This is a genomic window from Massilimicrobiota sp. mt181 (assembly GCF_055420065.1).
The window spans coordinates 34,738-47,671 of the sequence record NZ_JBVAYN010000004.1 but is presented as its reverse complement, the minus strand read 5'-3'; the positions used below and the strand labels follow the sequence as shown (position 1 = coordinate 47,671).

At 30.8% G+C, this 12,934-nt stretch carries 10 protein-coding genes; 1 reads left to right on the top strand and 9 read right to left on the bottom strand.

Going from position 1 to position 12,934, the window contains the following annotated elements; all coding sequences use genetic code 11:
• Positions 1-63 precede the first annotated feature (63 nt).
• The 3 genes from ACZYT4_RS03595 to ppk1 form a co-directional block, all read right to left on the bottom strand.
• The gene (locus ACZYT4_RS03595; RefSeq protein WP_463782365.1) at positions 64-540 is read right to left on the bottom strand and encodes a pyridoxamine 5'-phosphate oxidase family protein; all 477 of its coding nucleotides are present in this window, start codon (positions 538-540) and stop codon (positions 64-66) included.
• 134 nt (positions 541-674) lie between these two features.
• The gene (locus ACZYT4_RS03590) at positions 675-1,751 is read right to left on the bottom strand and encodes a 6-phosphofructokinase (RefSeq protein ID WP_463782361.1); all 1,077 of its coding nucleotides are present in this window, start codon (positions 1,749-1,751) and stop codon (positions 675-677) included.
• A gap of 4 nt (positions 1,752-1,755) precedes the next feature.
• The gene (ppk1, locus tag ACZYT4_RS03585) at positions 1,756-3,807 is read right to left on the bottom strand and encodes a polyphosphate kinase 1 (RefSeq protein ID WP_463782359.1); all 2,052 of its coding nucleotides are present in this window, start codon (positions 3,805-3,807) and stop codon (positions 1,756-1,758) included.
• 239 nt (positions 3,808-4,046) lie between these two features.
• Between ppk1 and ACZYT4_RS03580 the strand changes: the two genes are divergently transcribed.
• Positions 4,047-5,837: a flavin reductase gene (locus tag ACZYT4_RS03580; protein ID WP_463782357.1), complete on the top strand. Its 1,791-nt coding sequence runs from the start codon at positions 4,047-4,049 to the stop codon at positions 5,835-5,837.
• A gap of 24 nt (positions 5,838-5,861) precedes the next feature.
• Here ACZYT4_RS03580 and ACZYT4_RS03575 read toward each other — a convergent pair whose 3' ends face one another.
• From ACZYT4_RS03575 to ACZYT4_RS03550, 6 genes are read right to left on the bottom strand one after another with little or no spacing between them, the layout of a single operon-like run.
• Positions 5,862-6,548 (bottom strand): ABC transporter ATP-binding protein, encoded by a 687-nt coding sequence (locus ACZYT4_RS03575; RefSeq protein WP_463782355.1) that lies wholly within the window; start codon positions 6,546-6,548, stop codon positions 5,862-5,864.
• Positions 6,545-8,710, bottom strand: a complete 2,166-nt coding sequence (locus ACZYT4_RS03570; RefSeq protein ID WP_463782353.1) for an ABC transporter permease — start codon at positions 8,708-8,710, stop codon at positions 6,545-6,547. Before ACZYT4_RS03570 ends, ACZYT4_RS03575 begins: the two co-directional genes overlap by 4 nt.
• A gap of 27 nt (positions 8,711-8,737) precedes the next feature.
• The gene (locus tag ACZYT4_RS03565) at positions 8,738-8,968 is read right to left on the bottom strand and encodes a hypothetical protein (protein WP_463782350.1); all 231 of its coding nucleotides are present in this window, start codon (positions 8,966-8,968) and stop codon (positions 8,738-8,740) included.
• A gap of 55 nt (positions 8,969-9,023) precedes the next feature.
• Positions 9,024-11,225 (bottom strand): ABC transporter permease, encoded by a 2,202-nt coding sequence (locus tag ACZYT4_RS03560; RefSeq protein ID WP_463782348.1) that lies wholly within the window; start codon positions 11,223-11,225, stop codon positions 9,024-9,026.
• Positions 11,226-11,280: 55 nt separating this feature from the next.
• Positions 11,281-12,279 carry a sensor histidine kinase gene (locus ACZYT4_RS03555; protein ID WP_463782346.1) on the bottom strand — a complete coding sequence of 333 codons (999 nt, stop codon included), beginning with the start codon at positions 12,277-12,279 and terminating at the stop codon, positions 11,281-11,283.
• Entirely contained in the window at positions 12,264-12,929 is a 666-nt protein-coding gene (locus tag ACZYT4_RS03550) for a response regulator transcription factor (RefSeq protein WP_463782344.1), read from the bottom strand. The genes ACZYT4_RS03555 and ACZYT4_RS03550 overlap by 16 nt, the downstream gene beginning before the upstream one ends.
• Positions 12,930-12,934 lie beyond the last annotated feature (5 nt).

The following is a 12,934-nucleotide window of genomic DNA, read 5'->3' as shown; positions in this document are numbered from 1 at the left end:
TCCCAAGCTCATATAATCTTCAATGACTATATATTTTTTTATCACCCTATCTGTACCATATTTTTATTTCTCATGAACTTTTTTACCAGAAATATGTTCAATATCAATAGCTACCAATTGGACGCGATCAAGACTCTTTTTCATAACTGATTCAACTTCTTCAGCCGTTGGAAAATATTTAAGTGCAAATGTACGTACTTTATCTTCAGTCACTTGACGATCTTCAATAAGTCTGGCACGTCCAAAGACAACACAGCTTGATACATAATAAGCCCAGTCTCCATCCACCAGATATCCATCATCCCATGTTGTCAGACACACTTTATCATTGGCTTTTATCGCATCAATTTTATGTCCTGATTTTGCACTATGGAAATAAATCCTGTTTTCTTCTTCATCATAGTAAAAATTAATAGGTATCGTAAATGGGTATCCATCATCACCATGAACTGAAAAAGCTGCTCTTCGATTCTTTTTTAATAATTCTTTTGCTTCTTCTATAGAAATTTCATTTTTTACTCTTCTCATTTTTCTAAACATTACACAAATCCCCTCTCTTTATTGTTCTTTGTTTCTTATTATAAAGCAATTTTTTATTCATAGAAAGATTCCAAAAATCATTTATAAAAAAAATCAGACTTTTTCAACAAGCCTGATTTTAACACTATGCATTTTTAGACAAGTTCATCACCAAAGGAAATACCCATCAGTTTCGCATTTCTTATCACATCACCCTGTACATCTACATATTTTAATTTTCCTGCTGTTTCTTCTAAAGGAATAGCATTCAAATGATGATCAGTGAAAACAACCAATTTTCCATAATCTTTATTCATAATTAAACGGGCACCTTCAACACCAAATAATGTTGAAATTTCACGATCATAAGGGCATGGCTGTCCTCCACGTTGCGCATGTCCAGCACAAGATACACGAATTTCCTTTTGAGTGTAATGTGCTAATTTATTAGCAATTTCATAAACAACAGAATGTCCTTCTCGACTGGCTACTTTTAATTTGTATTGTTTCTTTGACAACATAGCCTCTTCCTTTGAAATTGCTCCTTCAGCACATGCAATCACGATAGATTTCTTTCCAGCATTTGTTTTATTTTGAATCACTTGTGCTAAAATTTCTATATCATAAGGAATTTCTGGCAAAAGAATGATATCTGCTCCTGAAGCAATGCCTGCTGACAAACAGATATGTCCAACTTTATGCCCCATAATTTCCACTACAAAAATACGGCTATGACTATCAGCAGTTGTCTGAATTTCATCTAAATATCTTGTCGCAATATTCACTGCAGACTGAAATCCAAAAGTATAGTCTGTTCCCCAAGTATCATTATCAATTGTTTTTGGTAAACCAATGACATTCAAACCTTCCTGAGATAAAAGATTCGCTGTTTTTAAAGATCCATTGCCTCCTAATACCGCAAGACAATCTAGTTTAAGTTTTTGATAAGTCTTTTTCATGGCCGCGACTTTATCAAAACCATTTTCAATGACGCGCATCTTTTTAAAAGGACATCGCGATGTTCCTAAAATGGTTCCTCCTAAATTGAGAATATGCTCAAAATCCTCAGGTTTCATATTGACATAATTTTCATGCATCAACCCTTTATAACCATCTAAAAAACCAATAATCTCTACATCATTTCTTTGTTGATAAAGTGTTTTTGCAAGGGCACGCATTGTCGCATTCAAAGCTTGACAATCACCACCACTTGTTAGTATACCAACTCTCACAATATCACTCCTTTACACCAATTCCTTTTTTAAAAAAGTATTCCTGACTGTTTAATGGCTCTTTTTTATTTTTAATACGTTTATAAGTTCCATCTCCCAATAATTCACAAGCCTTCACATTATCATTTAACATAGTGTTAAACATTGAACAAATGATTTTTTGAATTTTCTTATCAAAAATTGGTGTTGCAACTTCTACACGTCTTTCTAAATTTCTTGTCATTAAATCAGCTGAAGAAATATAAACTTTCTTATCTTCTCCGGCACCAAAAATATAGATACGAGAATGTTCAAGATAACGTCCAACAATAGAAATAACTCTAATATTATCAGTATATCCTTCCACATGAGGAATAATACAACAGATTCCTCTCACAATCATATCGATTTTAACACCAGCCTGACTAGCCTCAATTAACTTATTAATCATTGTTTTTGATGTCACAGAATTACACTTAAATCCGACATAAGCTTCTTTTCCCTGTTTTGCCAGTTCAATCTGTTCATCAATATATTCACAAATTTTAGAAATCATACAATGTGGAGCCACCATCAAATGATGTGTCTCTGACATCGTTTCTCCTAAACTTAAATGATTAAAGACATCATTAATTTCTTCACCAAGTTCACGATTGTGTGTCATTAATGATAAATCTGTATAAAGTTTTGCAGTATTTTCATTATAATTTCCTGTTCCAATCTGAGAAATATATTGGACACCTTGACTATTCTTATAAGTAATTAAGCAAAGCTTTGAATGAACCTTATATCCATCTAAACCATAAATAACACGACATCCTGCAGCCTCTAAACGTTTTGACCAGTCAATATTGTTTTCCTCATCAAAACGTGCTCTTAATTCTACTAAAACAACAACTTCTTTTCCATTATCAGCAGCTCTAATTAACGATTTGACAATCTTCGAATTCTTTGCGACACGATATAATGTCATTTTAATACTTGCGACATGAGGATCACGACTTGCCTCATCTAGTAATCTTAAAAATGGTGACATTGATTCAAAAGGATAAGCCAATAAAATATCTTTCTTTGCAATTTGTTTAATCATTGGTATTGCATTTTCAACCATTGGACTATTTCTTGGCTCTAATTTTTTATAAAACAATTGTGGATACAATAATCGCAGATGATCTCTTAAAAGACCAATAAAACCTAAATCTAATGGTGCTTGTGATAAGAAAACCTGATTCTTCTTCAAGTTCAAGAAATTCATCAACATCACAACTTCCAATTCTTCTAATCCTTCAGATATTTCCAAACGAATTGGACATAACTTACGACGCTGTTTAATCAATGTTTCCATCATTTCTCGATAATCATCATGTCCTTCTAAAGAATGATCATCCTCATCAATATCAGCACTTCTTGTCACACGAATAAATCCCTTATTTTTAATCGTATACTTACTAAAAACTTTCGAAACAAAATGTAAGATAATATCTTCAACCAAAATAAACTGTCCCTGCATACTTGGCACAGCCAGCATTCTTTCATCAATCGCATTTCCACAAGATACGATTCCCATTTTACGTTTTCCTTTTTTAGATTCCAATTGCACAATAATATAAAGCTCCTTATTATTCAAAAAAGGAAATGGCTGTCTCTTAGATACAACCTGTGGTGAAATTAAAGGTAAGATTTCTGAATCAAAATACTTTTCAAAATACTTACGATCCTCTTTATTTTTAAGTTCATGATATTTCACAATTCCCCAACCATATGCTTTTAAGTCATCCATAATACGTGCATAAATACGATCTTTCTTACGATTTAAAAAACCAACACGTGTTAAACATGCCTTAAGCTGTTCTTCTCCTGTCATTTGTGTTTTATTATCCTTTGAAGCTGGGTAAAATAACATTTGGTCATATAATGTTCCAATACGTACCATAAAAAATTCATCCATATTAGACTGAAAGATAGACACAAAATTCAATTGTTCTCCCAAAGGTACTTTTTTATCTTTCGCCTGCATTAAAACACGGTCATTAAATTTCAACCATGATAGTTCTCTATTTTCTCTACAACCTCTCATATTTTCCTCCTTCTTTTATGTACTTCAAAAATAATATGTCTTATCAATATAATCAAGTCTATTTTTTTGATTTACAGAAAATTAAGGCTTTCTTTACATAAAATTCACAATTTTATTTTACACTTTTTTCTTATCAAAATAAACATCTTTTTATCTTTCATTTATACATACATGAAAATTGATTTTTGGTGTCATTTTGACTATAATTGATATGAAAAAAAGAAAAGGAGTTTGAGAAAATGAAAATGACAAATGATATTCATTATGTTGGAGTCAATGATCATCACATTGATTTGTTTGAAGGACAATATCATGTTCCTCATGGTATGGCTTATAATTCTTATGTGATTGTTGATGAAAAAATTGCTGTGATGGACACTGTTGATATTCATTTTACCCATGAATGGCTTGATCATGTTGCTGATGCCTTAAATGGGCGAAAACCTGATTATTTAATTGTGCAGCATATGGAACCAGATCATTCTGCTAATATTGCGGAATTTATGAAAGTTTATCCAGAAACAACCATTGTTGCGAATGCAAAAACTTTTATGATGATTGATCAGTTTTTTAATCTCAATGAAAATATTCAAAGACAAGTGGTGAAAAATGGTGAAGAGTTGTCATTAGGACAACATACTTTAACCTTTGTGTTTGCGCCAATGGTACACTGGCCTGAAGTCATGATGACTTATGATCAAAAAGAAAAGATTCTATTTTCAGCTGATGCTTTTGGAAAATTCGGAGCATTAGATGCAGAAGAAGATTGGGATGATGAAGCACGTCGCTATTATATTGGAATTGTTGGAAAATATGGCGCACAAGTTCAAGCTGTATTGAAAAAAGCAGCAACTTTAGATATTCAAACTATTTGTCCTCTACATGGTCCTGTATTAAAGGAAAATCTTCAACATTATCTTGATCTTTATCAGACTTGGTCTTCATATCAGGTAGAAACAGAAGGAATTATGATTGCTTATACATCTGTTTATGGACATACAAAGAAAGCCATTGATTTATTAGTAGATAAACTGAATGAAAATGGTTGTCCAAAAGTTGTTGTGCATGATTTGGCACGTGATGATATGTCACTTTGTGTTGCGGATGCTTTCCGTTATAGTAAAATCATTATGGCTTCAACAACATATAATGCAGATATTTTCCCATTTATGAAAGATTTCATTCATCATTTACTGGAAAGAAATTTCCAAAATCGTACTGTTGCATTGATTGAAAATGGATCATGGGCTCCAATGGCAAATAAAGTCATGAAAGGACTTTTAGAAAGCTGTAAAAATATTAATTTTGCAGAACATCAAGTCACAATCAAGTCTGCTTTAAATGCTGATAGTCAAAAAGCTCTTGAAGAATTGGCAGATGAATTATGCCGTGATTATATTGCGCAATCTCAAGATAAAGCCAATAAACATGATATGAGTGCTTTATTTAAAATTGGATATGGGCTTTACGTTGTCACTTGTCATGATGGTAAACAGGACAATGGTCTGATTGTGAATACTGTCACTCAGGTCACTGACAACCCTAATCGTATTGCTGTGAATATCAATAAACAAAACTATTCACACCATGTCATTAAACAAACTGGAAAATTAAATGTTAACTGCTTATCTGTTGATGCACCTTTTAGTATTTTTGAAAGATTTGGTTTCCAAAGTGGTCGTACAGTCAATAAATTTGATGGTTTTGAACCATTACATTCTGATAATGGTTTAGCATTCTTACCACGTTATATCAATGCCTTTATGTCACTTGAAGTAGAAAGTTATGTGGATTTACAGACACATGGAATGTTCATCTGTAAAGTTACTGAAGCACGTGTGATTTCAGATGCAGAAACAATGACTTATACATACTATCAAAATAATGTCAAACCAAAACCACAAACAGAAGGTAAAAAAGGATTCGTATGTAAAATCTGTGGCTATGTCTATGAAGGCGATGTTTTACCTGATGACTTCATCTGTCCATTATGTAAACATGGTGCTGTAGATTTTGAACCTATCCAATAAGGCAAAAACGAATGATTATCAAAATCATTCGTTTTTTTGTGCAGTATCTTGAATAATTTGCCCATCTTCAATACGTAAAATACGATCAGCCACATTGGCTATCATTTCATCATGGGTTACCATAATCACAGTTTCATGATACTTCCTTTGTGCTATTTTTAATAAATTAATCACTTCCTGTGAACTTTTCGCATCCAGATTTCCAGTTGGTTCATCCGCAAAGATGATGGTAGGTTTGGATGCTAGTGCTCTAGCGATTGCGACACGTTGCTGTTGTCCACCTGAAAGTTCGTGGATAAAAGCATATTGCTTTTCCTTAAGTTTCAATAAATCAATAATCTCATCAACATATTCTTCATCTACCTGTTTATTATCTAAATGAATAGGCAAAACAATATTTTCAATCACATTATGTGTTGTAATCAAATTAAAGAATTGAAAGACAAATCCCATTCTTCGTCTTCTTAAACGTGTTAAACGATCATCATTCATATCATAGAGTGATTCTCCCTGTAAATAGACTTTACCAGCATTGGGTCTCACTAATCCAGCTAACACATGCAATAAAGTACTCTTCCCACTGCCACTGGTTCCAACCACAGCCACAAAAGAACCTTCTTCAATCTCAATCGAGATATTCTTGATTGCATCCACCTTATTCTCATCATATCCATAAGTTTTTCTTAAATTCTTTCCTTCTAAAATAATCATGATAAACCACCTCCATTATCAATATTCATTAAATCATTCCATAACACATATAATGGTACAATATAAATAAACATGCATATACCTAAACATATGAAATTCATAATAAGAAATTCGCTTATAGGAATATAGGCGATATTAAGATAAGATCTTTCCAATAAAATCAAAGCGATATTGATGACATTAATAATGATAAAAGAATAGAGACCTTTTTCTAATTCTTTGATTAACATTTCTCTTTTTGTCATTCCTACAATTCTCATCATCATATAATCTCTTTGATGATTCAGTAGATAATTTTTATTCAAGTAATAACATGATACAAAGAACATCATCATAGTCACAAACATCATCTCATCATCAACAAGTAATGGTATTTCTTCATGAACATTGTCATAGGATATAAATTCTATTTCTCCACGATCATTAATAGATAATCCATTTTTTTGACGACTATCTTGAATCATCTTTAAATATTGATCACGCTTTTCAAAATCATCATACCAGATACATAACACCGAATGAGATGATGAAAACATTTTATCAAAAGCTTCTTTTTTCATAAAAATATCACCACTTATAAATGAATATTCATAACTTTCAAAATGATCTTCATTGGTTGTATAAGATTCTACAATTCCTGTAACATAAAAATCATGATTTTCTATTTTTATAGTCTCTCCTATTGCTATACTTGTATATTCGTTCACTAAAACTTCATTTTCATTTTGAGGATAAGTCCCTTCTATTTGTGCTTTTTTCATGAATTCATCATTCAATTCTATAATTGGTGATGATGAAGAACTCCTTTGAGATGATTCATAAGCAGTATTTTGATATGAATATGTATATGTTTTAGGAAAATGAAGCTGTTCAAGTTGCTTTAACTGATCAATATCCCCTTCTACTTCAAGATAATAAGTTTCCTGACAATTAAAGACATATTTGTTAGTACTAGCTGTTGTATTATTGTAAGCTTTAATCATTTGATTCATCAGTAAAGTTCCACTACATAGACAAATCAATATAATAAACAAAAGATTCATTCTCTTATGATTTTTCCATTCTCTCCAAGCTATGCGCCATTTATAAAGATACTTTAATTTACGTATTCTCACATCAAAATATTTAAACTGTGCACTATCAAAGGCTCCACTTAATGCTTGATATGAAGATTTTCTTGCCGGATAAATAAAGAAACAAAGAACACTTAAAAAAGCAACAAAGGTATAAAAAAGATAGGCTGGTAATGAAAATACATAAATGAAGCATTCCTGTGATAGTGAAATATAGTAAACAATCAAATAGGAAAGTACTGGTGCTAGAAGCGTCGCTAATAATATGGAAAAAATACTACATAAAGCAATTTCATACATTTCCATAAGAAAAAGCTGTTTCGTTGTCATTCCTATTCCTCTTAACAAGGCAAATTCTTTCACTCTTTTTTGTATAAATGTTGTTGTCAAAATGAACAAAGACAAGATAAGAAAAATACCACCTTGTAAAAAAGCTCCAAAATTTTCAGAACGCACCATATATTGAACCCAAACCTCATCATGATCATACCCATATGTATTATCCGATGTCCATGTGACCTTTTCATCATCAGTTAAATAAAAAGTATCACAATATAAATAAGATTCATAAAAATCATCTTGTGCCATGATATACATATCACAGAAAATATCTTGAGAATTATGGACAATCCCTACAACTTTCATTTTTTGTGATGTCCCTAAAATATCCACTTCAACAAGATCATTGATTTGATAGGGCAATTGATCACTCACCACAATTTCATGATTTTGTGAAGGAAAATGTCCTTCTTTTAATGTAATTGCACAAAAATCATAAAAGCCTTCATCACCAAAACCAATTCTATTTTGATTTTGTTCTCCTGCCGCATACATCAGATGAACTTCACCATTGTCAAAGTCACCTATATCTTTTTTTAATCCTTCATAATCTTGAACATAATAAGCGTTGTACCATGATCCATAATACTTTTCATTATAAAATCTATGCATTTGATGATAGGACTGTGTGCCAATAATATAAGTATGAAAGGCTAATGTCATCACAAAGATGAATACACACATAAAAAGATATTGACTTTTATGAACTTTGACTTGACAATATGCCAATTGAAATATCGTCTTATTCATATCCCTTCCCTCCTTGTCAATATCTTATCATTCGTAACTTAAATGCCAGTGACTTCTATAATTTTTCTCGGTGAAAATTTTAGGAAGATAAATTTTAAAAACTGCACCATTTTGATTGTATATATGAACACTGCCATGATGAGCTTCTATAATCCCTTTGACTATGGACATATCAATATATAAATAATGTACCGCCACTGGTTCCAACCACAGCCACAAAAAACCTTTTTCAATCTCAATAGAAATATTCTTAATCATATCTCCCCTGTTTTCATCATATCCATAAGTTCTTCCTTAAATTTTTTTCAAATGATTATATTAATCCATCTCCATTATCAATATTCATTAAATCATTCCATAACACATATAATGGCACAATATAAATAAACATACATATACCTAAACATATGAAACTCATAATAAGAAATTCTCTTATAGGAATATAAAGAATATCAAGATAAGATTCTTCCAATAAAATCAAAGCGATATTGATAATATTGATAATGATAAAAGAATAGAGCCCTTTTTCTAATTCTTTGATTAACATTTCTCTTTTTGTCATTCCTATAATTCTCATCATCATATAATCTCTTTGATGATTCAGTAGATAATTTTTATTCAAGTAATAACATAGAACAAAAAACATAATCAAACCAACAATCATCATTTCATTATCTACAAGAAGTGGTATTTCTTCAATTGAGCTTATATAAAATGTGACCTCCTGCATTCCCATATCATAGATGGATATATCTTGAATATCAGCATCTTCAATCATTTGTAAATATTGATCACGCTTTTCAAAATTATCATACCAGATACATAATACAGGATTGGATGATGAAAACATTTTATCAAAAGCTTCTTTGTTCATAAAAATTTCGCCATTAATAAACCAGTAATTAAAATTATTAAAATCATTATATTTATCTCTTTCGATAGTATATGACTGTACCATTCCTGTAATATAAAAATCATGATTTTCTATTTTTATAGTCTCTCCTATTGGTATACTTGTATATTCGTTCACTAAAACTTCATTTTCATTTTGAGGATATGTCCCTTTTATTTTTGCTTTTTTCATAAATTCATCATTAAGTTTTGTGATTTGTGATGATGATGAACCTGCAGAAGATGATTCATAAGCAGCATCTTGATAAGAATACTCATATATTTCAGGAAAATCAAGTTTTTCAAGTTGCTTTAACTGATCCATATCCCCTTCTATCTCAAGATAATAAGTATTTTTACAATCGTAGATATCACTCTCTGGTTTCAATATTCCCTCGTTATATCCTTTGATTATTTGATTTATCAACAAAGGTACACTACATAAACAAATTAATGTCATAAATAAAATATTCATTTTTTTATGGGTTTTCCATTCTCTCCAGGCTATACGCCATTTATAAAGATACTTTAATTGATTTATTCTTACATCAAAATATTTAAATTGTACACTATCAAAAGCACCATTTAATGCCTGAGATGAAGATTTTCTAGCAGGATAGATAAAGAAACAGAGAACACTTAAAAATAAAATGAAAGTATAGAAAAGATAGGCAGGTAATGAAAATACATAAATAAAGCATTCCTGTGATAACGATATATAATAAACAATCAAATAGGAAAATAATGGTGCTAGGAGAGTTGCTAATAATATGGAAAGAACACTACACAAGGCAATTTCATACATTTCCATAAGAAAAAGTTGTTTGGTTGTCATCCCAATCCCTCTCAGTAAGGCAAATTCTTTAACGCGCCTTTTTAAAAGCGTTGTTGTCAAAGCAATTAATGATACAGCGATTAAAAGGCCTGCCTGTAAAAAGACACCAAGATTAGCGGAAATTGTATGAAAATCATTCCATATTTCATTATGATTATATCCATAAATATTGGCATTTTCTTCTATATAATAAGAATCATTGTCGACTAATTTTTGAGGTGAATAATATAATGAGTCACAATACATATTGACTTCCAAATAATTATCTTGCGGTGAAGTGTAAATATCACAGAAAATATTCTGAGAATTATGGACAATCCCTACAACTTTCATTTTTTGTGATGTCCCTAAAATATCCACTTCAACAAGATCATTAATTTGATAGGGCAATTGATCACTCACCACAATTTCATGATTTTGTGAAGGAAAATGTCCTTCTTTTAATGTAATTGCACAAAAATCATAAAAGCCTTCATCACCAAAACCAATATCAAAACCATCATCAGTTTGTCCTAACATATACATAAAATGATACTTTATGTTCTGTTTATCAGCGATTTCTTCTTTTAATAAATCAAACTCTTCTCCATTTTGAAAATTATACTTTATATACCATGATCCATAATACTTTTCATTATAAGCTTTATGCATTTGATAATAGGACTGTGTGCCAATAATATAAGTATGAAAGGCTAACGTCATCACAAAGATGAATACACACATAAAAAGATATTGACTTTTATGAACTTTGACTTGGCGATATGCCAATTGAAATATCGTCTTATTCATATTCTTTCCCTCCTTGTCAATATCTTATCATTCGTAACTTAAATACCAGTGACTTTTATAATTTTTTCTTGGCGAAAATTTTAGGAAGATAAATTTCAAAAACTGCACCATTTTGATTGTATATATGAATACTGCCGTGATGAGCTTCTATAATCTCTTTAACCATGGACATACCAATACCAATCCCATTTTTTTGTTTATTTTGACCACGATAGAAACGTTCAAAGATATGTTTTAAATCCTCTTTTGAAAAGCCTTGTCCATAATCTCTTATAACAATACGAATCAGTGTTTCTGTTTCATCAATATGAATATCCACAGTCTGATGTTGACTATATTCTATACAATTCTTTAAAATATTAATCAAGGCTTCTTTAAACCATTTATAATCACACATGATATTTGTAATAGTCGTTTGTAAATGAATATAGGCATCATGTTGAGTTATTAAATAATCCAGATCATTTTCAATATCTTCAATCATCATCGTGATATCTTCTAATTGAAAATGAAATTGAATGCTATGAGAATCTAATAAAGCTAATGTCAATAAATCATTGACTAATGTTTCAATCTTTAAAGTCTGTTGATAAATATGTTGAACTTTCAATAATTCTTGTCCCTGTAAGCAATCCATTAACATTTCTTCATTTAAACGCATTGATGTCATAGGTGTTTTTAACTGATGTGAAATATTTTCAATATAATCTTTTAATTTGATCTGTTCCTGTGACATCGTATGCAATAAGGCATGATACCTTTTTTGAAGTGCTGCTAATTGGAAAGACAATATACTGATATTTCCTTCACCATCAATGGGTGACATTGGCTGATCTTCTATAATGTTTTCACATTGTTGAATCAGATATGACATCTGCTTTTGAGAATGCTGATAGATGATATAAAAAAGAATGCCTAAACCTATCAATAGAATCATAAAGCAGAGCCAAAGGATTTGAAAATCATTCATCAAAATAAAACTTAATAAACAAAAAATAATGATATAAAAAAGTATCATTATTTTCAAAGCATAGACATTTATTTTTGAATCCATCGATATCCCACCCCTCTGATTGTTTCAATATAAGAACCATGATACGTCCCTATTTTTTCTCTTAATCTTTTCATATGTACCGATAATGTATTATCTTCTAATTCATGTCCAGTTAACTGTTCAATCATCATCAAAAGCTGTTGACGTGTCACAACAATGCCCTGATGTTGAACCAGATGAACCAGAATATAATAAGGAATTAATCCTAAATCTATGTATTTCCCTTGTTTATAAACCTGATAAGACTGTGTATTGATTTTTAAATCAGCTGTATAGATTATATCTTCATTGATAGGTATTCTTCTTATCAATGCTTCAATTCTCGCTAAAAGTTCCTTGATTCCAAAAGGTTTACAGACATAATCATCCCCACCAGCATTCAATCCTTCAACAATGGTTTCTTCATCATTTCGGCATGTTAAAAAGAGGATAGGCATAGAATACTTTCCACGAATCTGTCGACATAAGGCAATACCATTGCCTCCAGGCAACTGAATATCTAATATAATTAAATGAATATCATCACAAACCTTATTCACTGCATCCTGATAATGATAAGCCTGTATCACATGATATCCTTTTGTTTCTAATATTTCTTTTAATGATAATTGAATATTTTCATCATCTTCTACAATCATTATTGTTTTCATGTTAA